This window comes from Streptomyces sp. DSM 116793 (assembly GCF_057320905.1).
Map to the genome: position 1 here is coordinate 1184463 of NZ_CM170494.1, position 26365 is coordinate 1210827.

The window sequence follows — 26365 nt, forward strand, 5'->3', positions numbered from 1 at the left end:
TGTGAAGACGCAGGTGGCGGCCGAGCCACGGCGGTGGCTGTCACCCGCGGGGGTGGGCGGCCACCCGGTATGACCGGCCCCGCCTCCGGGCCGCCCTGCCGCGGGTCAGGCCGGTTTGCCGCGCCACCCCGAGACCGGCAGGGCGAACTTGGCGACGAGCCGGTCGGTGAACGACGCCTGGTGCAGCCGGGCCAGCCGGACCGGGACGGCGCCCCGCCTGACCTCCACCCGGGCACCGGCCGGCAGCCCGACCGTGCGGCGGCCGTCGCACCAGAGCACGCCGTGCGGCGTGTGCGGCTGCACCTCCACGGCGAGCACGGACGTCGGGGAGGTCACCAGCGGCTTGGCGAACAGGGCGTGCGCGCTGATCGGCACCATGAGCAGGGCCTCCACCTCCGGCCACACCACGGGTCCGCCGGACGAGAAGGCGTAGGCGGTGGAGCCGGTGGGCGTGGCGCAGACGATGCCGTCGCAGCCGAAGCCGGTCACCGGCCGGTCGTCCACCTCCAGGACGACCTCCAGCATCCGCTCGGGCGACACCTTCTGCACGGCGGCCTCGTTGAGCGCCCAGTCGGTGTGCACGATCTCGCCGTTGCTGTGCACCGCGACGTCGACGGTCATCCGCTCCTCGACGTCGTAGCTCTTGGTCACCACACGGTCGACGACCTTGTCCAGGTCGTCCCGCTCTGCCTCCGCGAGGAAGCCGACCCGGCCGAGGTTGACGCCGAGCATCGGCACCCCGGACGCCCGCGCGAACTCCGCGCCGCGGAGCAGCGTCCCGTCGCCGCCGAGCACGATCAGCAGCTCGCAGCCGTCCAGCGACTCGGGGGTCGCCTCGGGCACCAGCTCGACGGAGGACGGCAGAGGCAGGTCGAACGCCTCCGACTCCAGCGCCCGCACGGTCAGGCCGCAGCGCAGCAGCCCCTGGACGACCAGTTCGGCGCTGCGCACCGCCGCGGGCCGCCCGGTGTGGGCGAGCAGGAAAACAGTACGAGCACGGGTCTCGGTCAACGCGGCCCCTCCGCCACTGCACGGTCGACTTCTGCCGGGTCCAGAACGGGTGCCCCGGCACGCAGCCACAGAAAATACTCGACATTTCCGGAAGGGCCCGGCAGCGGGCTCGCCGTGACGCCCAGAGCGCCCAGCCCGAGCCCCTCGGCCTGCCGCGCCACCTCGCACACGGCCTCCGCGCGCAGCCGGGGGCTGCGCACCACCCCGCCGCTGCCCAGGCGCTCCCTGCCGACCTCGAACTGTGGCTTCACCATCAGCACCAGGTCGGCGCCGGGCACCGCGCACCGCACGAGGGCGGGCAGCACCAGGCCGAGGGGGATGAACGAGAGGTCCCCGACGACCAGGTCCACGAGCCGCCCGTCGATGTGCTCGGGCGTCAGCTCGCGGACGTTGGTGCGGTCCTTGACGGTGACGCGCTCGTCGCTGCGCAGGGACCAGGCGAGCTGCCCGTACCCGACGTCGACGGCGATGACGTGTGCGGCGCCCGCGCGCAGCAGCACATCCGTGAAGCCGCCCGTCGACGCCCCGGCGTCCAACGCGCGCCGGCCCTCCACCCGCAGGCCGCGCGGCACGAAGGCCGCGAGTGCGCCGGCGAGCTTGTGCCCGCCGCGGGAGACGTAGCCGGGGTCGTCGGCGTCCTCGGCGATCTCGATGGCGGCGCTGGTGGCCACCTGGGTGGCGGACTTGAGCGCGGTGCTGCCGGCGACGCTCACGCGTCCGGCGGCGATGAGCTGCCCCGCGTGCTCGCGCGAGCGGGCGAGCTTGCGGCGGACCAGCTCGGCATCGAGGCGGCGGCGTGCCACTCCTGCCACGGTCGGTTCAGCTCCTATCGTCGGATGTCGCCAGGTCTGGGCGGGGGCGGCGGTCCCGGACGCTGGTCGAGCGCCGTCAGCGCGTCGCGCAGCCCCCTGTGCACATCCTCGTACACCTCCAGGTGCCCATCGATCGCGAGGTGGTCGGCGTCGGCCAGTCGCTCCAGCAGGCCATCGACGTCGGCATGCCCGGTCGGCGCCCGATCGACACCGAGGGGCGCGGGCGCGGCGGGGTCGGCGCCCGGGTCCGTCCCGGGCTCGGCACTCGGGTCCGTCCCGGGCTCGGCGGGCGGCGGCGCCTGGACGGGGCTCGGGCCGGCCGGCCCGAGGACGGGCGCCGCGGGTCCGGGGACGGCCGCCACGGGTCCGGAGACGGGAACGGGACCAGGGACAGGATCGGGCCCCGGAGCGGGACCGGGGCGCGGTACGGCGCCTGCGGCGCCCGGGGGCGGGGCGGGGCGCGGGGGCGCGAAGGGCCTGGGCACCGGCGAGGGCGCCAGGGGCTCCGCCCCGGGCCGGCCCTCGGGGGGCTCCTGGCCTGCCGTGGAGTCGCTCATGGCCCCGACGCTACCGTGTGGAGCTGCGGTACCGTCTGTCGCGATGGCGACGATTCAGGAGTGCCGTGCCGCGCTCGACAGGCTCGCGGAGCGTCTGGACTCCGCCGACGGCGAGGTGCGCAGTGCCACCACCGTGGAACGCTCGGTCAGCTGCCACGTCACCGACCTCGACACCACCTTCGCGGGCCGCCTCAGCAACGGCCGGATCGAGGTGCAGGACATCTTCCGGGGCCCGCCGCGGGAGCGTGCGGACATCCGGCTGGCGATGACCGGCGCCGACCTGGTGGCGCTGGTCGCAGGCGAGCTGAGCTTTCCGCGGGCGTGGGCCGCCGGCCGGGTCCGTCTGGAGGCCGGCATCGGCGATCTGCTGCGGCTGCGAAGCCTGATCTGAGCCGGTCAGTCCGTCCCGGCGGAGTCCCCGGCGTCGCCCGGCCCGGCGTGGCTCGTACCGGCGGGACCCGTACCAGCGGGGCCCGTACCAGCGGGGCCCGTACCAGCGGGGCCCGTACCAGCGGGGCCCGTACCAGCGGGGCCCGTACCAGCGGGCCTCGTACCGGCAGGGCTCGTACCAGCGGAGCCCGCACCAGCCGAGCTCGCGCCGGAAGAGCCCGTTGCGGCGTGGCTCGCCGCAGTGGTGCTCGTTTCCGTGGTGCTCGTTCCCGTGATGGTCGTTCCCGTGGTAGTCGTCCCGGTGGGACGCCGGTCCTCGGCCGGCCGGCGCGCGGCGCGGGGCCTGCGGGCCGCGGGCACGACCAGCGGGGTGCCCGTCTCGGGGTCGTCGACGACCTGGCAGTCGAGTTGGAAGACGTCGTGCACCAGCTCCGCGGTGACGACGTCGGACGGCGCGCCCTCGGCGATGACCCGCCCCTCGCGGAGTGCGATGAGGTGCGTGGCGTACCGGGCGGCGTGGTTGAGGTCGTGCAGCACCGCGACCAGCGTCCTGCCCTGCTGCTCGTGCAGGTCGGCGCAGAGGTCGAGGACGTCGATCTGGTGCTGGATGTCCAGGTAGGTGGTGGGCTCGTCGAGCAGCAGCAGCGGGGTCTGCTGGGCCAGCGCCATGGCGATCCAGACGCGCTGCCGCTGGCCGCCGGAGAGCTCGTCCACATAGCGGTCGGCCAGGTCGGCGACCCGGGTCGAGGCCATGGCCTCGCGGACGACGCGCTCGTCCTCGGGCGACCACTGCCGCAGCAGCCCCTGGTGCGGGTAGCGCCCGCGTGCCACCAGGTCCCCGACCGTGATCCCCTCCGGCGCGACGGACGTCTGCGGCAGCAGCCCGAGGGTCCGTGCGACCTTCTTCGCGGGCATCGACTGGATGACCTGCCCGTCGAGGAGCACCCGGCCCTGGGACGGCTTGAGCATCCGTGAGAGTGCCCGCAGGAGCGTGGACTTGCCGCAGGCGTTGGGGCCCACGATCACCGTGAAGGAGTGGTCGGGTATCTCGACCGAGAGGTTCTCGGCGATGACGCGCTGGTCGTAGCCGAGGGTCACGTCATCGGCGATGAGCCGGTTCACGGGGGCACCCTCCTGAGGGCGATCGGTGAGGTGACGGCGGTCGGGGGGCCGACGGCGGTCGGGGGCCGGCGAGGATCGACCGGCTGGCGGCGGCCGATGGGCCGACGACGGCGGACGGGGCGCGGCGCCGCGGTGTCCGCGGGACCGTCCGGGTTCGTTCCCGCGACTCATATGCGGCCCGCCCTGCGCTCCGTGACCAGCAGCCACAGCAGGTAGACGCCGCCCAGCACGCCGGTGACGACGCCGACGGGCAGCTGGTCGGCGCCGAAGACCCGCTGCGAGGCCCAGTCCGCGGTGACGAGCAGTGCGGCGCCCATGACGAGGGAGGGGAGCAGGTTCGGCCCCGGCGAGCGGGCGAGCCGGCGGGCGAGCTGGGGGGCGGTGAGGGCGACGAAGCCGACCGGTCCTGCCGCGGCGGTGGCGGCCGCGGTGAGCAGGACGGCGGCCAGCATCAGCAGCAGCCTGGTGCGCTCGACACGGACGCCGAGAGCGGAGGCGACGTCGTCGCCCATCTCCAGCATTCGCAGCGGCCGGGCGTTGAGCAGGGCGAGCGGTACGAGGACGGCGCACAGCCCGAGCAGCGGCCACACCTGGTCCCAGTCCCGTCCGCCCAGTGACCCGGTCATCCAGACGACGGCGCGTGCGGCGTCGACGAGGTCGGCCTTGGTGAGCAGATAGCCGTTGACTGCGGTGAGCACCGCGGCGACGCCGATGCCGACCAGCACGAGACGGTAGCCGTGCACGCCCCGTTGCCACGCGAGCAGGTAGATGACCAGGCCGGTCGCGAGGCCGCCGACGAGGGACCCGAGCGCGACATCGACGGCGCTCCCGGAGAAGAGCACGATCACCACCAGGGCACCCGCCGTGGAGCCCTGTCCCAGGCCGAGCACGTCGGGGCTGCCCAGCGGATTGCGGGAGACCGCCTGGAAGAGCGCGCCGCCGAGCCCCAGCGCGCCGCCCACCAGCAGCCCGACCAGGACCCGCGGCAGCCGCAGTTCATGGATGACGAACTCCTGGCCCGCGTCGCCCCCGCCGGCCAGTGCCCGCAGCACGTCCGGCACGGGGATCGGGAAGTCGCCGGTGCCGATCAGGGCCACGCTCGCGGCCAGCGCGGCGAGGACGAGCAGCAGGACGACGGCCAGCGCCCGGACGTCGAACCGGACGGACAGCCGGCCGGTGCGCAGGCTCCGGCCCCGGGTGGTTCGCACCGTGCCGGCCCCGGTGGCTCGCACGGTCGCGGTACGGGTGGTTCTCACAGGTGCGCCATCCTCCGCCGCCGTACCAGGTAGATGAAGACGGGCCCGCCGACGATCGCCGTGACGATGCCGACCTGGAGCTCCGCAGGCCGGGCCACCAGGCGGCCGATGACGTCGGACCCGAGCAGCACCACGGGCGCGAGGACGGTGGCGTACGGCAGGACCCAGCGCAGGTCGGGCCCGGCGAACGAGCGCACGGCGTGCGGCACCATCAGCCCCACGAACGCGATCGGCCCACAAGCCGCGGTGGCCGCCCCGCACAGCAGGGTCGCCGCCAGCATCGACAGCGCCCGGGTGCGGGTGAGGTGGGCGCCCAGCGCACGGGCCGTGTCGTCGCCCATCGCCACGGCGTTCAGCGGCCGGGCGAGGCCCAGTGCGAGGAGGGTGCCCACGCCGAGGAACGGCAGCACCTGGAGGATCGTGGCGGAGTTCGCGGAGGCCAGTGAGCCGACGGTCCAGAACCGCATCTTGCCGAGCGCCGCGTCGTCCATGATCATCACGGCTTGCAGATAGCCGTAGAGGGCGGCGTTGACGGCGGTGCCGGCCAGCGCGAGCCGTACCGGAGTGGCACTTCGGCTGCCGCCGAGCAGGTAGACGAGCACGCCGACCCCGGCGGCCCCGGCGAACGCGAACCACACATAGCCGGTGAGCGAGTCGACCCCGAAGAAGGTGAGGCCGGTGACGACGGCAGCCGCGGCCCCGGTGTTGATGCCGAGCAGGCCCGGGTCCGCCAGGGGATTGCGGGTGAGCGCCTGAAGGACCGCGCCCGAGAGGCCGAGCGCCGCTCCGGCGAGCAGCCCGAGGAGCGTGCGCCACAGCCGCTCGTCGACCACCACGTCTCCGTAGCTGCCGGAGTTTTCGAACAGGCCGTGCCACACCTGCCCCACGGGCAGCGGCTTCGCCCCGATCACCAGACTGGCGACGGCGACGAGCGCCAGGACGGCCACGGAGACGAGGAGCCCCGCCCCGCGCGCCGCCCGCCGGCCGCGGGGCACAGGGGTGGCGTTCGCGTGCTTCTCTGGCGGGCTGTCGACCAACACAGAGGTTAGGTTAGCCTAACCGATCCTTGGGCTCACGTCCGCGCCCCCGGCGCCCGGCCCTCACGGCCTGGCCCTCGCGGCTCGGCCGCGGTGGTCGCCGCGGGGCTCGTGCCCTCGTTGCGTAGCTCTTGCGGTCGGCTCCTCGGGGCCCGGTTGCGTGGCTCTTGCGGTCGGCTCCTCGGGGCCCGGCCTTCGTTGCCCCTCTCTCCAACGCCCCAGCTTCCGTCATCCCGTTCCTCGTCGCTCGATCCTCGTCGCTGGTTTCTCGACGCCGGTGTCTCGACGCCGGTGTCTCGACGCCGGTGTCTCGACGCCGGTGTCTCGACGCCGGTGTCTCGACGCCGGCTTCTCGTTACTCGTCTTCCGTTCCTCGCCACCCGGCCGAGGGCCGCGTACCACCGGGCGGTCGGCTCACCACCCGAGACGCGCCACGGCCTTGCCGCCGTCGAGACGGCAGGCGTCCTCCCCCGCGGCCGTCCAGGCGGCCGCGCACAGCGCGCGCAGGCCGTCGAGGGCGTCGCCCTCGCCCTGCACGTCGAGCCGCTCCCGCCTCGCCGAGGCGCGCCAGCCGCCGCACCGGAACGCCGCCTTGCCGTCCTCGCCCTCCTCCTGGGTGACCCGCGGATGCCCGGTCAGCATGCCGCGCAGGTCCGCGGCCACGTAGGTCGGCCGGTGGCGCGGCTCGGCGGCCAGCAGTTCGGCGGCGTCGGTCACGCCGGTCAGGACGAGCAGGGAGTCAACGCCGCCCTGGAACGCGCCCTCGATGTCCGTGTCCAGCCGGTCGCCGACGACGAGGGGGCGCTGCGCGCCGGTGCGCAGGATGGTCTCCCGGTGCATCGGGGGCAGCGGCTTGCCCGCCACCTGCGGCTCGCCGCCGGTGACGATCCTGACGACCTCGACGGCCGCGCCGTTGCCGGGGGCGATGCCACGGCCGCTCGGGATCGTCCGGTCGGTGTTGGACGCGAACCACGGCACCCCGCGCGCGATGGCGTAGCAGGCCTCCGCGAACCTCCCCCACGCCAGGTCCGGCCCCCCGTAACCCTGGACGACGGCGGCCGGATCGTCGTCCGCGGACTCCACCGGTACCAGACCGCGCTCCCGCAGCGCGACCCGCAGCCCCTCGCCCCCGACCACCAGGACCCGCGACCCGTGCGGGATCTGATCGCTGATCAGCCGGGCCACGGCCTGCGCCGAGGTGATGACGTCCGACGCCTGCGCGGGCACGCCCAGATCGGTGAGGTGCGCGGCCACGGCGTCGGGCGTCCGCAGGGCGTTGTTGGTCACATAGGCCAGGTGCATGCCGGCGTCGCGGGCCGCCGTCAGGGAGCGCACGGCGTGCGGGATCGCCCGGCCGCCCGCGTACACGACTCCGTCCAGGTCGAGCAGCGCCGTGTCGTAGGCCCGGCTCAGCTCCTGCTCGCTGCCCTCGGGCCGCGTCCTGACCGTCTGGCTCATCACGCCTCGTCTCCCACTTGCTCGTGCCCTGCATGGTGCACGCCGCCGGGCCCTTGCCGCGCCCCTTCGGCACCGTGCACTCCGATCATCCCGCATGCCTCCGACAGCGCCCGGCGCACTTACGATGCACCAATGAACTCTGCAGGTCCCGCTGAAGATCCAGCCCAGGACCCGGCCGGCGACGGGCTCGACCTGATCCCGTTCCGCGGCGTGCGCTACCACCCCGACCGGGTCCGCAGCCTCGCCGCCGTCACCTCGCCCCCGTACGACGTGGTGGTACGCCCGGACGGCCTGCACCATCTGGAGTCCGCCGACCCTTACAACATCGTCCGGCTGATCCTCCCGCAGGCCGCCACGCCCGCCGAACGCTCCAGGCGGGCCGCGGACACCCTCCGCGAGTGGCGGGCCGCGGGCATCCTGACCACTGATCCCGAGCCGGCCCTCTACGTCTACGAGCAGCACACCGGTGATCTGCTGCAACGCGGCGTCATCGGCGCCCTGCGGCTCTCCGCGCCCGGCCGGGGCGTCGTCCTGCCCCATGAGGACGTCATGCCCCGGATCGTCGCGGACCGCGCCGAGTTGATGCGCGCGACGGCCGCCAATCTGGAGCCCCTGCTGCTGACGTACCGCGGTGACGGGGGCGGGGGTTTCAGGGACATCGTGGCCCCGTCCGAGGAGCCGCGGACGGCGCACCAGGCCGGGGCGGGCGCGTCCGACCGCTCGGGGTCGGTACCCGTGCCGGGGCCGGCACCGAGGGACACCGCCGCGGTCGTCGACGATGCCGTGCGGCGCCCGCCGCTGCTGGTCACCACCACCGAGGACGGCGTCCGCCACCGCCTGTGGTCCGTCGCGGACCCGGCCGAGATCGCCGCGGTGCGCGCGGACCTCGCCCGTCACCAGGCGCTGATCGCGGACGGCCATCACCGGTGGGCGACCTACCTGAATCTACGCGCGGAGCACGCCGCACACGGGGCCCGGGCGCCACGAGCCGCAGATGCGGCAGAGGCGGCAGAGACGGCAGAGACGGCAGACGCATGGGGGCCGTGGGACTACGGGCTGGTGCTGCTGGTGGACACGGTGCGCTATCCCTTGCGGGTGCGTGCGATCCACCGCCTGCTGCACCGGCTGTCGGTCTCCGAGGCGCTTGCCGCCGTCGGCGGGCACTTCCGGGTGCGCAGGGTGGACGGGCCCCTGGAGCACGCCATGGACGCGCTCGCCAAGGCCCGCACGGACGGCAACGCGTTCCTGCTCGCCGGCGACGGCGGCTTGCACCTGATCGACCGGCCCTCGCCCGCCCTGCTGGACCGTCTGGTCCCCGCGGGCCCGGCGGCCTGGCGGACCCTGGACGCGACCGTGCTCCACTCGGTCCTGCTGGAACACATCTGGCAGGTGCCGGACGCCGCGGAACACATCGCTTACATCCACGACACCGCGGCCACCGTCGCCAAGGCGGAACACGACGGTGGCACGGCCGTCCTGATGCATCCGGTCCGCGAGGAGGTGGTGCGGGACCTTGCGCGGCAGGGCGTGATGATGCCGCGCAAGTCGACGTCCTTCGGCCCGAAACCGGCGACCGGGCTGGTCCTGCGGGTACTCACGGACTGAGCGGGCCGGGGGGGACGGTCCGGCCGCTCTCCCCGTGCGAACGGTCCGGCCGCTCTCCCCTGTGCGGACGGTCGGGGCGTGTGCTCTTGGCGGACGGATGCCTTTCAAACGTCCGGCCTTCAGCCTGCCTCTTTGGTGAGTTGCTGTGTGGATCGAATATGCCTGTCCGGTCTGTGATCACTGGCGATATGGGGCCGGATGGCGCTGCTGATGCCGGCCGGTCCGGTCCGGTCCGTGGTAGGCGGTCGCAGACACCGCCGAAGTCCTGGTTGACCCTCGACTTGGTGAAGGGCTCAGAGTTCTGGGTGTGGAGAGCGAGATGCGCAGTATTGGCGAGATGGCCCGGGACAGTGGACTGAGCGTGAGCGCCTTGCGGTTCTACGACGGTGCCGGAGTACTGGTTCCCGCCTGGGTGGACCCGGTGAGCGGTTACCGCTGGTACGACCCCGAGCAGCTTGAGGAGTCCCGGTTGTTGGCACGGCTACGCCGGGCCGGTATGCCGTTGGCGGACATTCGGCTGGTACTCGCCGGATGGTCCGCTGCGGACACCGACCTGGTGCGGAAGCTGCTCCAGGCCCATCTGCACCGTCTCGAACTGGGCCTGGCCGATGCTCGCAATGAGTTCTCCACGATCCGAGCACTCCTCGAATGCAGGGAGAACCCCATGACTTCACTCAGCAACACGACCGTCCGGACGGCTGTCCTCACACGTGAACTGGCCGGTGCGCTGGATGCGGTCCGCTTCGCCGCCAGTACCGACCCGGAGCTGCCGATGCTCGGCGGTGTCCTCTTCGACATCGAGGGCGACGCACTCCGTGTCGTGGCCACCGACCGGTACCGGATGGCTGTCGCACAAGCCGGTACCACCGGCCATGGAGGGCCCCGGGTGCAGGCCATCGTGCCGTCCCCGCTGGTCGATGCGATGCGGGCGCTGCTGAATGACGACGCATCGATTCAGCTCACTGTGGACGGTGACCGCGTGACCTTGGAAACGGAGGGCGGCCAGGCGGCCGGCCAGTGCCTCGCTCACGACTTTCCTGATTACCGTCGCCTCGTCCGCCTGCCGGCAGGGCGCCGTGCCCTTGTCGATGTCCCGACTTTCCTGAAGGCGGTGGAAACCGGTCCTGTCCGTGCAAGCGAGGTTCGCGACCAGGACGGCAAGTCCGGTGATCTCACCCTGCTCAAGGTCGGGGCTGACGGCGTGGTGACCGTGTGCGAAGACGGTGACGGCGGTCAGGACCGCGTTGCCGTCAACCGCGAGTTCCTGCTGCAGGCCCTCACCGCCGGAGCCCGGAACGAACTGATTCTGGAGTTCGGCGCCCCCAAGGCACCCCTGGTGATTCGCCGCACCGACACCGAGGACGCCTTTTCGCTACTGATGCCTGTCCGCCTGGAGAACTAGATTCCATGCGATGGCTTCAAAGGTTCGGCGGTGGTCTGCCCACCGCCTGCCAGGGACCGGATCGGCCGGCATAGCCGCTCGATCCGGTCCCACATCGGACCAGTGATCATTAACCGGACTGACGCATCCGATCAACTGATCAACTCACAAAGGGTCACGGCCCAGGCCTAAGCGTCCTGCTCCCGCGCGTCGTCGGCGCCCGGGGTGCCCGGGTTGTCCTCGGTGTCCTCGGCGCTCTTGGTCTCCTCGGTGTCGCTGATCTCCTCGTCCTCCTGGTGCCGCTCCGCCGGCGGCTGCTCGGCGAGAGGCTCCTCGGTGGGCAGTTCGTCGGAGAGCGGCTCCTCGGCCTGGGGGTCCTTGGCCGGGTGCTCCTCTTCCCGGGCGGAGGACTCCTCTCCGCGGGCGGAAGACTCCTCTCCGCGGGCGAGGGGCTCCTCTCCGCGGGCGAGGGGCTCCGCCAGGGCCTCCTCGGCTTCGGCCTCGTCGTCCAGGCTGTCGTCGAGGGCGTCCGTGAACTCGATGCCATCCAGCTCGGCGAGCCGGTCGGAGGCATCGGTGCTGCCGTCCCGGTCGGACTCGACCGCCTTGGCGAACCACTCCCGTGCCTCGTCGGCCCGGCCCGCGGCGAGCAGCGCGTCGGCGTACGCGTAGCGCAGGCGCGCGGTCCACGGCTGGACGGAGTTCGAGGCCAGTTCCGGGCTCTGCAACGTCACGATGGCGGCGTCGAGTTGGCCGAGGTCGCGCCGGGCGCCTGCGGCCACCAGCCGCATCTCGACCTGGCCGGCCTTGTCGAGCTTGCTCACCTCCGGGGCGCCCGCCATGTCGAGAGCCTTCTCAGGCCGGCCGAGGCCACGCTCGCAGTCCGCCATGAGGGGCCACAGATCCACGTTTCCGGTCATACGCCGGGCGGCACGGAACTCCGCCAGGGCCTCGCCGTAGAGCTGGTTGGCGTACGCGGCGAACCCCGCGGCCTCCCGTACGGCCGCGACGCGCGACGCGAGCCGCAGTGCGACCTTGGAGTAGCCGTATGCCCGCTCGGGCTCGTCGTCGATCAGCCGCGCGACCATGACCAGGTTCTTCGCGACGTCGTCCGCCAGAGTCCTCGGCAGGCTCTGCAGTTCCTGCCGTACTTCCTTGTCGATCTCCTCGCCGGTGACGTCCTCGGGGATCGGCAGCCGCTGGATGGGCTCGCGGTCACGCTCACGGCTCCGGTCGCGGTCGCGGTCGTCCCGGAAGCGGCCGCCTCCGCGTCGGTCCCCGCGGCGCTCGCCGCGCCAGTCCCCACCGCGGCCATCCCGGCCGTCCCGGCCATCCCGGCCGCGGAACCCTCCGGGGCGGCCGCGGCCGTCGTCACGCCGGTCGTCCCTTCGGGGACCACGGGGCCGGTCGTCACGGCCGCGGTACTCCCCTGTGCGGGGACCACGGCTGTCATCCCGCCGGAAGCCACCGCGGTCATCTGTGCGGGCACCACGGCTGTCGCTCCGGTGGAAGCCACCGCGGTCGTCGCGCCTGTCGTCGCGCCTGTGCTCGGCACGCCGGTCGTCGCGACGGAAGCCGCCTCGCTGTCCGTCACCGCGCGGGCCCCCGCGTTCGTCCCTGCGGGCGTCGCGGTCGTCACGTCGGACATCTCGATCATCGCGGCGGTACCCACCCCGGTCATCTCGATCATCCCGGCGGTACCCGCCCCGGTCATCTCGGCGGAAGCCACCACGGTCATCGCGACGGCCTCCGTCCCTGGAGTCGCGGTCGTCGCGACGGAATCCGCGACGGTCGTCTCGTGGTTCGCTCCGCCGCTCGTCCCTGCGGTCGTTCCACCGATCGTCCCTGCGGTAGCCGCCGCGAGAGGCATGGTCGCCATCGCGCCGGAAGCCGGGGCGGTCGTCCCTGCGGGAGGCCGGGCGGTCCGCGTCCCTGCGGAAGCCGCGGTCGCCGTCGCCGCCGGCACGGCGATCGGAGCCGTAACGGTCGCCCTGGCGGTCACCGCTGTACCGGTCGTCGCGACGGGGCCCGCCGAACCGGTCGTCGCGACGGTAGGGCGGACGCCCACCGTGGTCCCGGGAGCCACGCTCGCGGTAGTCCCGGCCACGCGGGCCCCCTCGGCCGTCGTCATGGCGGGCATCCCCATGGTCCCTGCGGCCACCACGGTCACCACGGTCGAAGTCCCCTCGGGGGCCGCGGCGTTCGCCGAATCGCTGACCATCGCGATCGCGGTCGGCGCGCTGTCCGGAGCCGCCTCGCTCGCCGTCGCGTCGTGGCCCACTCCGGTAACCGTCGCGGTCACCGCCGTCCCGGCGGCGCTGCTCGCGCTCCGGACGCTCGTCGGGAGAGTTGGCGGACATGGGTTTGGCTCCTGTCGTCGCTACCACAATCATTCTTACGCAGCCGAGCACGTGGACGGTGCCCGAAAAAACAAAAGGACCCTTGGTCCCAGCGTGCACGCTGGGACCAAGGGTCCTCCAAAAATTGCTCGGCGGCGTCCTACTCTCCCACAGGGTCCCCCCTGCAGTACCATCGGCGCTGAAAGGCTTAGCTTCCGGGTTCGGAATGTAACCGGGCGTTTCCCTTTCGCTGTGACCACCGAAACCCTATCAGTCGCCCCGTCTCTGAACGGGGCTTTGAACAGGGCCAGCGAACAAGCACACTCTTTAATTAGTAAGTGAAGCCGTTCAGCCGACACGACTGTTCGTTGTCTGAGAACCAACACAGTGGACGCGAGCACCTGAGGACAAGCCCTCGGCCTATTAGTACCAGTCACCTCCACACCTCACGGTGCTTCCAGACCTGGCCTATCAACCCAGTCGTCTACTGGGAGCCTTACCCCATCAAGTAGGTGGGAGCCCTCATCTCGAAGCAGGCTTCCCGCTTAGATGCTTTCAGCGGTTATCCCTCCCGAACGTAGCCAACCAGCCATGCCCTTGGCAGAACAACTGGCACACCAGAGGTTCGTCCGTCCCGGTCCTCTCGTACTAGGGACAGCCCTTCTCAAGACTCCTACGCGCACAGCGGATAGGGACCGAACTGTCTCACGACGTTCTAAACCCAGCTCGCGTACCGCTTTAATGGGCGAACAGCCCAACCCTTGGGACCGACTCCAGCCCCAGGATGCGACGAGCCGACATCGAGGTGCCAAACCATCCCGTCGATATGGACTCTTGGGGAAGATCAGCCTGTTATCCCCGGGGTACCTTTTATCCGTTGAGCGACGGCGCTTCCACAAGCCACCGCCGGATCACTAGTCCCGACTTTCGTCCCTGCTCGACCCGTCAGTCTCACAGTCAAGCTCCCTTGTGCACTTACACTCAACACCTGATTACCAACCAGGCTGAGGGAACCTTTGGGCGCCTCCGTTACCCTTTAGGAGGCAACCGCCCCAGTTAAACTACCCATCAGACACTGTCCCTGATCCGGATCACGGACCCAGGTTAGACATCCAGCACGACCAGAGTGGTATTTCAACAACGACTCCACGAACACTGGCGTGCCCGCATCACAGTCTCCCACCTATCCTACACAAGCCGAACCGAACACCAATATCAAACTATAGTAAAGGTCCCGGGGTCTTTCCGTCCTGCTGCGCGAAACGAGCATCTTTACTCGTACTGCAATTTCACCGGGCCTATGGTTGAGACAGTCAAGAAGTCGTTACGCCATTCGTGCAGGTCGGAACTTACCCGACAAGGAATTTCGCTACCTTAGGATGGTTATAGTTACCACCGCCGTTTACTGGCGCTTAAGTTCTCAGCCTCGCCCACCCGAAAGTGAGCTAACCGGTCCCCTTAACGTTCCAGCACCGGGCAGGCGTCAGTCCGTATACATCGCCTTACGGCTTCGCACGGACCTGTGTTTTTAGTAAACAGTCGCTTCTCGCTGGTCTCTGCGGCCACCCCCAGCTCAGGCAGCATATGCCATCACCAGGAATGGCCCCCCTTCTCCCGAAGTTACGGGGGCATTTTGCCGAGTTCCTTAACCATAGTTCACCCGAACGCCTCGGTATTCTCTACCAGACCACCTGAGTCGGTTTAGGGTACGGGCCGCCACAAAACTCGCTAGAGGCTTTTCTCGACAGCATAGGATCATCCACTTCACCACAATCGGCTCGGCATCAGGCCTCACCCACAAGCCAGGCGGATTTACCTACCTGACGGGCTACACCCTTACCCCGGGACAACCACCGCCCGGGATGGACTACCTTCCTGCGTCACCCCATCACTCACCTACTACCAGCTCGGACCACCGGCTCCACCACTCCGAACCACGTCAAAGACGAGGCCCGACGGCTTCACGGGCTTAGCATCACTGGATTCAATGTTTGACGCTTCACAGCGGGTACCGGAATATCAACCGGTTATCCATCGACTACGCCTGTCGGCCTCGCCTTAGGTCCCGACTTACCCTGGGCAGATCAGCTTGACCCAGGAACCCTTAGTCAATCGGCGCACACGTTTCCCACGTGTGAATCGCTACTCATGCCTGCATTCTCACTCGTCAACCGTCCACAACTACCTTCCGGTGCTGCTTCACCCAGCAGACGACGCTCCCCTACCCATCACAACACCCGTTAAGGCTTCCGCTGCAATGACACGACTTCGGCGGTGTGCTTGAGCCCCGCTACATTGTCGGCGCGGAATCACTAGACCAGTGAGCTATTACGCACTCTTTCAAGGATGGCTGCTTCTAAGCCAACCTCCTGGTTGTCTCTGCGACTCCACATCCTTTCCCACTTAGCACACGCTTAGGGGCCTTAGTCGATGCTCTGGGCTGTTTCCCTCTCGACCATGGAGCTTATCCCCCACAGTCTCACTGCCGCGCTCTCACTTACCGGCATTCGGAGTTTGGCTAAGGTCAGTAACCCGGTAAGGCCCATCGCCTATCCAGTGCTCTACCTCCGGCAAGAAACACACGACGCTGCACCTAAATGCATTTCGGGGAGAACCAGCTATCACGGAGTTTGATTGGCCTTTCACCCCTAACCACAGGTCATCCCCCAGGTTTTCAACCCTGGTGGGTTCGGTCCTCCACGACCTCTTACAGCCGCTTCAACCTGCCCATGGCTAGATCACTCCGCTTCGGGTCTTGAGCACGCTACTCCACCGCCCTATTCGGACTCGCTTTCGCTACGGCTCCCCCACAACAGGTTAACCTCGCAACATGCCGCAAACTCGCAGGCTCATTCTTCAAAAGGCACGCAGTCACGAGAATGAAGCAAACTCCATTCCGACGCTCCCACGGCTTGTAGGCACACGGTTTCAGGTACTATTTCACTCCCCTCCCGGGGTACTTTTCACCATTCCCTCACGGTACTATCCGCTATCGGTCACCAGGGAATATTTAGGCTTAGCGGGTGGTCCCGCCAGATTCACACAGGATTTCTCGGGCCCCATGCTACTCGGGAAACTCTCAAACAAGTCGCTGACATTTCAGCTACGGGGGTCTTACCCTCTACGCCGGGCCTTTCGCATGCCCTTCGCCTACATCAACGATTTCTCACTTGCCTCGCAACCGGCAGATCACGAAAGAAAGCTCCCACAACCCCCTGCATGCAACCCCTGCCGGGTCTCACACATACAAGGTTTAGCCTCATCCAGTTTCGCTCGCCACTACTCCCGGAATCACGGTTGTTTTCTCTTCCTGCGGGTACTGAGATGTTTCACTTCCCCGCGTTCCCTCCACATACCCTATGAGTTCAGGTATGGGTGACAGCCCATAACGACTGCCGGGTTTCCCCATTCGGACACCCCCGGATCACAGCTCGGTTGACAGCTCCCCGGGGCCTATCGCGGCCTCCCACGTCCTTCATCGGTTCCTGGTGCCAAGGCATCCACCATGCGCCCTTAAAAACTTGGCCACAGATGCTCGCGTCCACTGTGCAGTTCTCAAACAACGACCAACCACCCACCACCCCAAACCACACGGCTTGAGTTCACTGGGGCCGGCAACCGAAGACACAACCAAGCGGCCGCGCCCTCAGACACCCAACAGCGTGCTCAACCCGTCCCACCCGAAGAACCACGTTCCACGCCCCCACAAGGGCAGTACTAGCAGCCTCCAGCCCAGAACCAGGCCGAATAGTCAACGTTCCACCCATGAGCAACCGGCACCGGACACTCGCCGATGAACCGGCCTCTGACCCGAACCCCACAACAGGATCCGAGTAAGAAGTGCTCCTTAGAAAGGAGGTGATCCAGCCGCACCTTCCGGTACGGCTACCTTGTTACGACTTCGTCCCAATCGCCAGTCCCACCTTCGACGACTCCCTCCCACAAGGGGTTGGGCCACCGGCTTCGGGTGTTACCGACTTTCGTGACGTGACGGGCGGTGTGTACAAGGCCCGGGAACGTATTCACCGCAGCACTGCTGATCTGCGATTACTAGCGACTCCGACTTCATGGGGTCGAGTTGCAGACCCCAATCCGAACTGAGACCGGCTTTTTGAGATTCGCTCCACCTCACGGCATCGCAACTCATTGTACCGGCCATTGTAGCACGTGTGCAGCCCAAGACATAAGGGGCATGATGACTTGACGTCGTCCCCACCTTCCTCCGAGTTGACCCCGGCGGTCTCCCGTGAGTCCCCAGCACCACAAAGGCCTGCTGGCAACACGGGACAAGGGTTGCGCTCGTTGCGGGACTTAACCCAACATCTCACGACACGAGCTGACGACAGCCATGCACCACCTGTACACCGACCACAAGGGGGACCGTGTCTCCACGGTTTTCCGGTGTATGTCAAGCCTTGGTAAGGTTCTTCGCGTTGCGTCGAATTAAGCCACATGCTCCGCCGCTTGTGCGGGCCCCCGTCAATTCCTTTGAGTTTTAGCCTTGCGGCCGTACTCCCCAGGCGGGGCACTTAATGCGTTAGCTGCGGCACGGACCACGTGGAATGTGACCCACACCTAGTGCCCACCGTTTACGGCGTGGACTACCAGGGTATCTAATCCTGTTCGCTCCCCACGCTTTCGCTCCTCAGCGTCAGTATCGGCCCAGAGATCCGCCTTCGCCACCGGTGTTCCTCCTGATATCTGCGCATTTCACCGCTACACCAGGAATTCCGATCTCCCCTACCGAACTCAAGCATGCCCGTATCGACTGCAGACCCGGAGTTAAGCCCCGGGCTTTCACAACCGACGTGACACGCCGCCTACGAGCTCTTTACGCCCAATAATTCCGGACAACGCTTGCGCCCTACGTATTACCGCGGCTGCTGGCACGTAGTTAGCCGGCGCTTCTTCTGCAAGTACCGTCACCTTGCGGCTTCTTCCCTGCTGAAAGAGGTTTACAACCCGAAGGCCGTCATCCCCCACGCGGCGTCGCTGCATCAGGCTTGCGCCCATTGTGCAATATTCCCCACTGCTGCCTCCCGTAGGAGTCTGGGCCGTGTCTCAGTCCCAGTGTGGCCGGTCGCCCTCTCAGGCCGGCTACCCGTCGTCGCCTTGGTAGGCCATCACCCCACCAACAAGCTGATAGGCCGCGGGCTCATCCTTCACCGCCGGAGCTTTCCACACCGAGGAGATGCCTCCCGGTGTCATATCCGGTATTAGACCCCGTTTCCAGGGCTTGTCCCAGAGTGAAGGGCAGATTGCCCACGTGTTACTCACCCGTTCGCCACTAATCCCCGACCGAAGCCGGTTCATCGTTCGACTTGCATGTGTTAAGCACGCCGCCAGCGTTCGTCCTGAGCCAGGATCAAACTCTCCGTGAATGCTTCCCCGTACTCGGGGCGAACACATCACGAGAGCGGTGCGGGAAGAGGAATTACCCTCCCGCACACAGCATCCTCGCTGTGTATTTCTTTCAAAGGAACCTCGTCACCGGAGAACAATCTCCGGCAGACGGGGTATCAACATATCTGGCGTTGACTTTTAGCACGCTGTTGAGTTCTCAAGGAACGGACACTTCCTTTGTACTCACCCCGGAACCAAGTTCCGCAGCTTTCCTCCGGGCGTTTCCCTTCGGTGTCTCCGACTCTATCAGATCTTTCGGATCCGATTCCCCGGCCGGAGCGGGGTGCCTTATTCGGCCTGACGGCCTTTCGGCGATCACCACTTTAACCGATTCCCGTGCGGACCCCCAAAGTGCGTCCGCAGCCCTATTCAGGTTCGCTTTTCGGCATGCCGAATGCGCACCCGCTGAAGGGGATCGTAGGTAGTGGTTGTGCCGCTTCCGGCTGCTGGCTGAGAGCCGTACCCGGTTCAAGCGGCTCCATCTACATTACGGATCCGTGGCACCCGCGTCAAGTTCGGCGCTTCCGCGGTGTGTGCGGCCGGTACGGGCTGACCGTGGGGTCGCCGTCGATCCAGAAGCGCCACGGGTGGACCCCGCCCTCCCCCGCCACGCCCGTGCGTGGACCGTTGCGCACCTGATCCGGCTCACAGGTGATCCCGCTGAGCAGCCGGAGCGGAGCGTCGGGGCCGGCGCAGAGGTCCGTGCCGTTGAGTGCGCGGTCCACGTCCAGGGCCGTCGCCAGCCTGGCCGGACCCTTGGCCAGCTCCCTGTCGTACCGGGCGGAGAGCCTGCGCACCCGGGCGAGTTCCGCGCCCTCCACGATCTCCCCGGCCCGCAGGAGAACCCCGCTCGCATGGCCCTCGGGGCCGCACACGACGTTGAGGCAGAACCACATGCCGTACGTGAAGTAGACGTACGCATGTCCCGGCGGGCCGAACATCACGTCGTTCCGGGGGGTGCGCCCACGGTAGGCGTGCGATCCGGGATCGGCCTCGCCCGCGTAGGCCTCGACCTCGGTGAGGCGCAGCTCGATCGGGCCCTCGGGGGTGTTGCGTACGAGCAGTCGTCCGAGGAGTCCTCTGGCCACGTCGAGGACAGGGCGGTCGAAGAACTCCCGGTCGAGGGGCGTACGGTCAGGGGCCACGATCATGGGGTCCGAGCGTAGTCCACAGGTGGCGTCCGAATGGACGGCGGAGCGGCCCGGCTGCTGCCAGGATGAGGGCTGAACCAGACGCGCCCGAGTCGCGTGTACGGATCAGGAAACAGGTAGGCAGACCACAGGCGGGGCCTGGGGAGGAGAGACATGGGGTTCAAGAGGCTGCTTGCGAGTCTGGGCGCGGGCGGCGCTTCGGTCGAGACGGTGCTGAACGACGCCAATGTGGTGCCCGGCGGTGTGGTCCAGGGCGAGGTGCGGATCCAGGGCGGGTCCGTGGACCAGGAGATCCAGGGCCTGTCGGTCGGTCTGCAGGCCCGGGTCGAGGTCGAGGGCAACGACCAGGAGTTCAAGCAGGACATCGAGTTCACCAAGGTGCGGCTCGGCGGGGCCTTCCCGCTCCAGGCGGGGGCGGTGCACGCGGTGCCGTTCGGCCTGGAGATCCCCTGGGAGACGCCGATCACCAGCTTCTCCGGGCATGCGCTGCACGGCATGAACATCGGAGTGACGACGGAACTGCAGATCGCCCATGCGGTGGATTCCGGTGATCTCGATCCGATCACGGTTCATCCGCTGCCGGCGCAGCAGGCGATCCTGGACTCCTTCGGGCGGCTCGGGTTCCACTTCAAGAACGCGGACATGGAGCGCGGCCACATCCGTGGCACCCGGCAGCAGCTGCCCTTCTACCAGGAGATCGAGTTCTTCCCGCCGCAGCAGTACCGGGGGCTGAACCAGGTCGAGTTGAGCTTCGTGGCCGACGACCGGGAGATGGACGTCGTCCTGGAGATGGACAAGAAGGCGGGGCTGTTCAGTGAGGGCAGCGACACCTTCAAGTCCTTCGTGGTGGGGCTGCACGACTTCCAGGCGACGGACTGGGCGGCTTATCTGAATCAGTGGATCTCGGAGGTCGGTAGCCGCCGCAACTGGTTCTAGGTCCTAGGCTCGGCTCCGAACGTTGTCACTGATCAGGAGGTGCCGTTGTGACCGAGCGCAAGAGGCCGCCGCTTCCCCACGAATTCCTTCCTCAGGTTCCGTCCTTCACCGTGGTGAGCGAGGACGTGGCGGAGGGGGCGACGCTCAAGGACGCCCAGGTCTACGCGGCCGGGAACACCTCGCCGCACCTGCGGTGGGAAGGCTTCCCGCCGGAGACCAAGAGCTTCGCCGTCACCTGCTACGACCCGGACGCCCCGACGGGCAGCGGGTTCTGGCACTGGGTCCTCTTCGACATCCCGGCCTCGGTGACGGAGCTGCCCGCGGGGGCGGGGAGCAAGTCGTTCGAGGGGCTGCCGAGCGGTGCGATCCAGGCGCGCAACGACTACGGCACGAGGGACTTCGGCGGGGCCGCGCCGCCCGCCGGGGACCCCGCGCACCGCTATGTGTTCACCGTGTACGCCGTGGACCAGGAGAAACTGGGGCCCGACGCGGATGCGTCACCGGCCTTCGTCGGGTTCAACCTGCGTTTCCACACCCTGGCGCGGGCGCAGCTCATCGGGGAGTACGCGACCCCGGCCCAGGGGTGACACGCGCCCACTAGGGTGACGGCCCCGCGGACGGGCGAAGGCCCTCCCCGGGAGGACGTCCGGAAGACGTGCTCCCAGGGGGGCCGTTCCGCCTGGAAGAGGCCGCCCTCCTGCTGGGCCCGAGTTCACCCGACGTTTGCCCGCCTTCGACCTTGCCCTTGGCCGGAGGTGGGCATCTTTATTGCGTTGTCCATCCCGGCGCGCCCGGCCAGAGTTGATCCCAGCCCGCCAGGGGTGGGCGAGTCGTACGGGAGGTGGGCGAGTTGCGGGACACGCTGGTGCTCAACGCGAGCTTCGAGCCGCTGTCGACGGTGACCATGAACCGTGCCGTCGTGCTGGTGCTGCAGGACAAGGCGGTAGTGGAGCAGGCCCACCCCGCGCTTCGGGTGCGTGCCGCGACCATGGATCTTCCGGTGCCGCGGGTGATCAGGCTCTGCCGGTACGTCCGCGTGCCGTTCCGAAGACGCGCTCCCTGGTCCAGGCGTGGTGTGCTGGTACGCGATCAGCACAGATGCGCGTACTGCGGCCGGCGGGCGACCACCGTCGACCATGTGGTGCCGCGCTCCGCGGGTGGCTCGGACTCCTGGCTGAACACGGTGGCGTCCTGCGCCGAGGACAACCACCGCAAGGCGAACCGCACGCCGGAGGAGGCGGGCATGGAGCTGCTGTGGCAGCCCTTCGAGCCGACTCCGGCGGACGCGATGCTGCTGGCACTGGGCCGTGAGGAGCGCGAGACGCTGCCGGAGTGGCTGGGGCAGCCGGCGGCCTAGCGAAGAAGGGCGTACAGCCCACCGTCGGCGCCGTGGAACACGCACGCACGCAGCCCCTCGCCGGGGAACCGGCGGGGGGCTGCTGCGGGTGGGTGGGGCTTCGGTCGGCGCCGCGATGGTGTCAGTCGATCGGGGGCTGCTCGCGCAGTTCCTTGCCGTTGGCACTGGTGGGGCCGCCGGCCATCGGGCCGAAGTTGCCGATGGCGCCGGAGAGGCCCTTGAGGGCGTCGCCGATCTCGCTGGGGACGATCCACAGCTTGTTGGCGTCGCCCTCGGCGATCTTCGGAAGCATCTGCAGGTACTGGTAGGAGAGCAGCTTCTGGTCGGGGTCGCCGGCGTGGATGGACTCGAAGACCGTCCGGATGGCCTGGGCCTCGCCCTCGGCGCGCAGCGCGGCCGCCCTGGCTTCACCCTCGGCGCGCAGGATCGCGGACTGCTTCTCGCCCTCGGCGCGCAGGATCTCGGACTGCCGGACACCTTCGGCCTGGAGGATGGCGGCGCGCTTGTCCCGGTCGGCGCGCATCTGCTTCTCCATGGAGTCCTGGATGGACGTGGGCGGCTCGATCGCCTTCAGCTCGACGCGGTTGACGCGGATGCCCCACTTGCCCGTCGCCTCGTCGAGGACGCCGCGCAGGGCCGCGTTGATCTCCTCGCGGGAGGTGAGGGTGCGCTCCAGGTCCATGCCGCCGATGATGTTGCGGAGGGTGGTGACGGTGAGCTGCTCGATGGCCTGGATGTAGCTGGCGACCTCGTAGGTCGCGGCGCGGGCGTCGGTCACCTGGTAGTAGATGACCGTGTCGATGTTGACGACCAGGTTGTCCTGGGTGATCACCGGCTGCGGGGGGAAGGGCACGACCTGTTCGCGCAGGTCGATGCGGTTCCGGATGGAGTCGATGAAGGGCACGACGATGTTGAGCCCGGCGTTGAGCGTGCGCGTGTAGCGGCCGAAGCGCTCCACGATGGCGGCGCTCGCCTGTGGGATGACCTGGATGGTCTTGATCAGGGCGATGAAGACCAGCACCACCAGAATGATCAGGACGATGATGATCGGTTCCATCGTGGCTTCCCCGTACCCTTCTTGCCTCGGCTTTTCCGGAAGATCCGCGGCTCTATTAGATCTTGCTTGTCGAGTCTGTCAGAAGCCCGCCCGTCGTGGGCGACTTCCGGCAACTCCGCCTCTGCTCAAGGCGGTTCGGTGCAGGGAGAGCGGGCTGGGACGGCCTTGCCGGCTCAGATGACGACGGCCGTGGCGCCGTCGATCTCCACCACGTCGACTTCCTGTCCCACTTCGTAGCTCTGTGTGCTGTCGAGTGAGCGCGCCGACCAGACCTCCCCGGCGAGCTTGATCCGCCCGCCGGCGCCGTCGACCCGCTCCAGGACGACGGCCTGCTTGCCCTTGAGCGCGTCCACTCCCGAGGCCAGTTCAGGGCGTTGCAGCCGGTGTCTGTTGGCGATGGGGCGTACGACCGCGAGGAGGGCGACGGAGACGATCACGAAGACGACGACCTGGAAGACAATGCCGCCCCCGAGCGCCGCGACGACGGCAGCCGCGACGGCTCCCACGGCGAACATCCCGAATTCGGGCATTGCGGTCACTACGAGCGGAATTCCGAGCGCGACGGCGCCGACCAGCCACCACACCCATGCGTCGATGCTCACATCGTCATGGTAGGACCGCCGTCCCGCCGCCGAACAGACCTCCTGTCAAGGCACTGGACCGCGCGGGGTTTTCAGGACATCGGGAGGCCCTGCGCGGTCCAGCGCTGGCCGACCTGCTCGACGACCAGGGGGAGCCCGAAGCAGCGGGACAGGTTGCGGGAGGTGAGCTCGAGCTCCAGCGGGCCCGCGGCGAGCACCTTTCCCTGACGGATCATCAGGACGTGGGTGAAGCCCGGTGCGATCTCCTCCACATGGTGCGTGACCATGATCATGGACGGGGCGATGGGGTCGCTGGCGAGCCGGCCGAGGCGGCGCACCAGGTCCTCCCTGCCGCCCAGGTCGAGTCCTGCCGCTGGTTCGTCGAGGAGGAGCAGTTCGGGGTCGGTCATCAGCGCGCGGGCGATGAGGGTGCGCTTGCGCTCCCCCTCGGAGAGGGTGCCGAATCTGCGGTCCAGGTAGTCGTTCATACCGAGGCGGTCGAGGAAGGCGCGGGCGCGCTGCTCGTCGATGTCCTCGTAGTCCTCGTGCCATCCGGCGGTCATCCCGTAGGCGGCCGTGAGGACGGTCTGCAGGACCGTCTGACGCTTGGGCAGCTTCTCGGCGATGGCGACGCCCGCGATGCCGATGCGCGGGCGGAGTTCGAAGACGTCGACCTTGCCCAGCTGCTCGCCCAGGATGGTGGCGGTGCCCTTGCTGGGGAAGAGGTAGCTGGAGGCGACGTTGAGGAGGGTGGTCTTGCCCGCGCCGTTCGGCCCCAGGATGACCCAGCGTTCCCCCTCCTTGACCGACCAGGAGACCTGGTCCACCAGAGCCCGGCCCTCGCGGACCACGGACACGTCCTCCAGCTCCAGTACATCGCTCATGAGCGCGTTGTCTCCCATTGCAGTATCGGCCGTGAGCCGTCTCGGCTGTCGCATGCGCCGGTGGGCGCACCCCCAGGCAAAACCTACGCCACCACTTGTGCGGACCGTCCCATCGGCCGGTCCCTAGGGTGGTACCCATGCTCTCGGAACCACGCTCAGGACGGTTGGCCGCTTGGGGAAATGCCCTTTTGGCCGGATTGATCTCACCGGATGACGCGGTGCTCGCCGTGGTCGGCGAGGACGCTGTGCACCGTGTCACGGGACTGCCGGGTGAGGAGGGGCCCGTCGGGCTCACGCTGGCGCTCGGCCGGATGCGCGCGCTCGGCGTGACCGGGCTGCGGGTCGCGCTGCCCGCGCCGGGCCATCCTCTCGGGCTCAGCGGCCCGCCCGCGTTCAATGCGCGCGCCATGGAGGCCGGGGAGGCCGTGGTCTGCCAGGGCGCCGCGCTGGGCCTCGTGCCCGAGGTGTCCGAGGCGGGGCCCGCGGGCGATGTTCACGTGGAGGTCCTCTGGGTCTGTCTGCCGGTCCGGGAGGCTCCCCCCGCGGACGTGCCGTCGCTCGGCGAGGCGGAGCGGGAGCTCGCGGACGCTCTCCGGGAGGCCACGACACTCCTGTCCCGGCTGGACGTGGCGGCGTCCGGGCCGGCCGCCGAGGCCGCGATCGATGCCTATCGCGCGCGTGCGGAACGCGGCCGTGAGCCGCTGGCGCCCGGCTACCCACCCCGGGCGGTCCGGGTGCTCGAGCTGGCGGAGCGGGTGGCGCTGCTGGTCTCGGTGGCGTACGAGAACGGGCACGGCGGGGCCGTGAGCGCCTCGGAGATGGCGGCCAGGACCGAGGCCCTGCGACCGGTCGAGCGGACGGCACGGCGGGCGCGGGTGGCCGCGTACAACGCGTATGTGGAGGAGCGGGAGCGCGGGGTGCGGTGAGGTGTGTCCGGCCCCCGTGCGGCCCACCGGGGCGCCCGGGCCCACCGGGGCGCCCCGGTGGGCCGGGGAACCCTGGTGGGCCGGGGAACCCCGGTGGGGCCAGGCGCACATCGGTGGGCCGGGCCCTTGTCGGCCCTGCCGGGCCGTCCGGGCGAGGCCGCCCGTCCCGCCGGAGGCCACCGGGCGGTGGGTCCGGCCCCTTGCGGTTGTCGTCCTTCGGCCGTCCGGTGGGGGCCGAGGGCGCGGTTCCCGCCCCTTCCCGGGCGGAGCCCACAGTCCCGGTGCCGGCGCCCAGTGGGTGACACTGCCGCCCCCGCCGGAGCCACCGGACGGTAGAGGTCCAGCCCCCGCCGTAGTCGCCCGGCGACCGGCCGGTGGGGGCTGGAGCGCACGATTCCCCCCACCCCTTCCCGGGCGGGACCGAACACTCCCGGTGCCGGCGCTCAGCCGGTCACGCCGTGGCGGACGGCCCATAGGGCCGCTTGGGTGCGGTCGGCGAGGTCGAGCTTCATCAGGATGTTGGAGACATGGGTCTTCACCGTCTTCTCGGAGAGGACGAGGGCCCGGGCGATCTCGCGGTTGGAGCGGCCGTCGGCGATGAGGCCGAGCACCTCCTGCTCACGCTCCGTGAGCGATCCGGCCCTGCCCTGGCCGCTGCCCGACTCCTCCTGGGCGAGGAGCGCACCCGCGACCTCGGGCTGCAAAAGCACGTGGCCGGCGTGCACGGACCGGATGGCGCCGGCCAGTGCGTCGGGGTCGACGTCCTTGTAGACATAGCCGGCGGCGCCGGCGCGCAGGGCGGGGACGACCGTGCGCTGCTCGGTGAAGCTGGTGACGATGAGCACGCGCGCGGGGTTGGCGTGCTCGCGGAGCTTGCGCAGCGCCTCGACACCGTCCATGCCGGGCATCTTGACGTCCATCAGGACGACGTCGGGGGACAGCTCCTCGGCGCGGGCGACGCCCTCCGCGCCGTCCGACGCCTCCCCGACGACCTCGATGTCGTCCTGCACCTCCAAAAAGGTGCGCAGGCCGCGGCGGACCACCTGGTGGTCGTCCACCAGCAGGACCCGGATCGGACCTCCCGGCGGCCGCCGGCCCTGCT

The 26365-nt window shown here is 69.1% G+C and carries 18 protein-coding genes, 3 rRNA genes and 4 pseudogenes; 7 read left to right on the forward strand and 18 right to left on the reverse strand.

Annotated features, from left to right (window positions below):
* Nucleotides 1-105: 105 nt before the first annotated feature.
* From ACSMXW_RS05035 to ACSMXW_RS05045, 3 genes are read right to left on the reverse strand one after another with little or no spacing between them, the layout of a single operon-like run.
* Nucleotides 106-1011: an NAD kinase gene (locus ACSMXW_RS05035; RefSeq protein ID WP_485804257.1), complete on the reverse strand. Its 906-nt coding sequence runs from the start codon at nt 1009-1011 to the stop codon at nt 106-108.
* Nucleotides 1008-1823 carry a TlyA family RNA methyltransferase gene (locus tag ACSMXW_RS05040; protein ID WP_485804258.1) on the reverse strand — a complete coding sequence of 272 codons (816 nt, stop codon included), beginning with the start codon at nt 1821-1823 and terminating at the stop codon, nt 1008-1010. The genes ACSMXW_RS05035 and ACSMXW_RS05040 overlap by 4 nt, the downstream gene beginning before the upstream one ends.
* Nucleotides 1824-1837: 14 nt before the next feature.
* Nucleotides 1838-2185: a hypothetical protein gene (locus ACSMXW_RS05045; RefSeq protein WP_485807817.1), complete on the reverse strand. Its 348-nt coding sequence runs from the start codon at nt 2183-2185 to the stop codon at nt 1838-1840.
* Nucleotides 2186-2423: 238 nt separating this feature from the next.
* Here ACSMXW_RS05045 and ACSMXW_RS05050 point away from each other — a divergent pair, with 238 nt between their 5' ends.
* Nucleotides 2424-2771, forward strand: a complete 348-nt coding sequence (locus ACSMXW_RS05050; RefSeq protein WP_485804259.1) for an alkyl sulfatase C-terminal domain-containing protein — start codon at nt 2424-2426, stop codon at nt 2769-2771.
* Nucleotides 2772-3103: 332 nt separating this feature from the next.
* On the opposite strand, the pseudogene ACSMXW_RS05055 reads toward ACSMXW_RS05050, so the two are convergent.
* From ACSMXW_RS05055 to ACSMXW_RS05070, 4 genes and pseudogenes are all read right to left on the reverse strand, one after another.
* Nucleotides 3104-3892 (reverse strand): annotated as a pseudogene (locus tag ACSMXW_RS05055) (ABC transporter ATP-binding protein); the annotation flags it as partial.
* A gap of 167 nt (nt 3893-4059) precedes the next feature.
* Entirely contained in the window at nt 4060-5124 is a 1065-nt protein-coding gene (locus ACSMXW_RS05060; protein WP_485807818.1) for a FecCD family ABC transporter permease, read from the reverse strand.
* A 20-nt stretch (nt 5125-5144) separates the two neighbouring features.
* A complete protein-coding gene (locus tag ACSMXW_RS05065) occupies nt 5145-6188 on the reverse strand; it encodes a FecCD family ABC transporter permease (protein ID WP_485804260.1) in 1044 nt (347 codons plus the stop codon).
* A gap of 411 nt (nt 6189-6599) precedes the next feature.
* Complete coding sequence (locus tag ACSMXW_RS05070) at nt 6600-7643, reverse strand: HAD-IIA family hydrolase (RefSeq protein ID WP_485804261.1); 1044 nt, start codon at nt 7641-7643, stop codon at nt 6600-6602.
* Between the two features lie 132 nt (nt 7644-7775).
* Between ACSMXW_RS05070 and ACSMXW_RS05075 the strand changes: the two genes are divergently transcribed.
* Both ACSMXW_RS05075 and ACSMXW_RS05080 read left to right on the forward strand, forming a co-directional pair.
* Nucleotides 7776-9248 carry a DUF1015 family protein gene (locus ACSMXW_RS05075; protein WP_485804262.1) on the forward strand — a complete coding sequence of 491 codons (1473 nt, stop codon included), beginning with the start codon at nt 7776-7778 and terminating at the stop codon, nt 9246-9248.
* Between the two features lie 307 nt (nt 9249-9555).
* A complete protein-coding gene (locus ACSMXW_RS05080) occupies nt 9556-10650 on the forward strand; it encodes a DNA polymerase III subunit beta family protein (RefSeq protein ID WP_485804263.1) in 1095 nt (364 codons plus the stop codon).
* Between the two features lie 3 nt (nt 10651-10653).
* On the opposite strand, the pseudogene ACSMXW_RS05085 reads toward ACSMXW_RS05080, so the two are convergent.
* The 7 genes and pseudogenes from ACSMXW_RS05085 to ACSMXW_RS05115 all read right to left on the reverse strand — a co-directional run.
* A pseudogene (locus ACSMXW_RS05085) lies at nt 10654-10760 on the reverse strand (IS5/IS1182 family transposase); the annotation flags it as partial.
* 357 nt (nt 10761-11117) lie between these two features.
* Nucleotides 11118-11825, reverse strand: a pseudogene (locus ACSMXW_RS05090) (tetratricopeptide repeat protein); the annotation flags it as partial.
* A 222-nt stretch (nt 11826-12047) separates the two neighbouring features.
* Nucleotides 12048-12620, reverse strand: a pseudogene (locus ACSMXW_RS05095) (DEAD/DEAH box helicase); the annotation flags it as partial.
* A gap of 495 nt (nt 12621-13115) precedes the next feature.
* Nucleotides 13116-13232, reverse strand: a 5S ribosomal RNA gene (gene rrf, locus ACSMXW_RS05100).
* Between the two features lie 139 nt (nt 13233-13371).
* Nucleotides 13372-16495, reverse strand: a 23S ribosomal RNA gene (locus ACSMXW_RS05105).
* 324 nt (nt 16496-16819) lie between these two features.
* Nucleotides 16820-18349: ribosomal RNA gene (locus ACSMXW_RS05110) — 16S ribosomal RNA — on the reverse strand.
* The 16S, 23S and 5S rRNA genes sit together here, the layout of an rRNA operon.
* Before the next feature lie 531 nt (nt 18350-18880).
* Nucleotides 18881-19522: a DNA-3-methyladenine glycosylase gene (locus ACSMXW_RS05115; protein ID WP_485804264.1), complete on the reverse strand. Its 642-nt coding sequence runs from the start codon at nt 19520-19522 to the stop codon at nt 18881-18883.
* Between the two features lie 153 nt (nt 19523-19675).
* Between ACSMXW_RS05115 and ACSMXW_RS05120 the strand changes: the two genes are divergently transcribed.
* The 3 genes from ACSMXW_RS05120 (at nt 19676) to ACSMXW_RS05130 (ending at nt 21815) form a co-directional block, all read left to right on the forward strand.
* Complete coding sequence (locus ACSMXW_RS05120; RefSeq protein ID WP_485804265.1) at nt 19676-20458, forward strand: sporulation protein; 783 nt, start codon at nt 19676-19678, stop codon at nt 20456-20458.
* A gap of 47 nt (nt 20459-20505) precedes the next feature.
* Nucleotides 20506-21045, forward strand: coding sequence for a YbhB/YbcL family Raf kinase inhibitor-like protein (locus ACSMXW_RS05125; protein ID WP_485804266.1), 540 nt, complete (start codon nt 20506-20508; stop codon nt 21043-21045).
* Between the two features lie 263 nt (nt 21046-21308).
* Nucleotides 21309-21815 (forward strand): HNH endonuclease, encoded by a 507-nt coding sequence (locus tag ACSMXW_RS05130; RefSeq protein WP_485804267.1) that lies wholly within the window; start codon nt 21309-21311, stop codon nt 21813-21815.
* A 121-nt stretch (nt 21816-21936) separates the two neighbouring features.
* Here ACSMXW_RS05130 and ACSMXW_RS05135 read toward each other — a convergent pair whose 3' ends face one another.
* From ACSMXW_RS05135 to ACSMXW_RS05145, 3 genes are all read right to left on the reverse strand, one after another.
* Nucleotides 21937-22872 (reverse strand): SPFH domain-containing protein, encoded by a 936-nt coding sequence (locus tag ACSMXW_RS05135; protein ID WP_485804268.1) that lies wholly within the window; start codon nt 22870-22872, stop codon nt 21937-21939.
* Between the two features lie 173 nt (nt 22873-23045).
* Nucleotides 23046-23474, reverse strand: coding sequence for an NfeD family protein (locus ACSMXW_RS05140; RefSeq protein WP_485804269.1), 429 nt, complete (start codon nt 23472-23474; stop codon nt 23046-23048).
* A 71-nt stretch (nt 23475-23545) separates the two neighbouring features.
* Nucleotides 23546-24337 carry an ABC transporter ATP-binding protein gene (locus ACSMXW_RS05145; RefSeq protein ID WP_485804270.1) on the reverse strand — a complete coding sequence of 264 codons (792 nt, stop codon included), beginning with the start codon at nt 24335-24337 and terminating at the stop codon, nt 23546-23548.
* 137 nt (nt 24338-24474) lie between these two features.
* On the opposite strand from ACSMXW_RS05145, the gene ACSMXW_RS05150 reads away from it, so the two are divergent.
* Nucleotides 24475-25263, forward strand: coding sequence for a hypothetical protein (locus tag ACSMXW_RS05150; protein WP_485804271.1), 789 nt, complete (start codon nt 24475-24477; stop codon nt 25261-25263).
* Between the two features lie 443 nt (nt 25264-25706).
* On the opposite strand, the gene ACSMXW_RS05155 is transcribed toward ACSMXW_RS05150, so the two are convergent.
* The gene (locus ACSMXW_RS05155) at nt 25707-26336 is read right to left on the reverse strand and encodes a response regulator (RefSeq protein ID WP_485807819.1); all 630 of its coding nucleotides are present in this window, start codon (nt 26334-26336) and stop codon (nt 25707-25709) included.
* Nucleotides 26337-26365 lie beyond the last annotated feature (29 nt).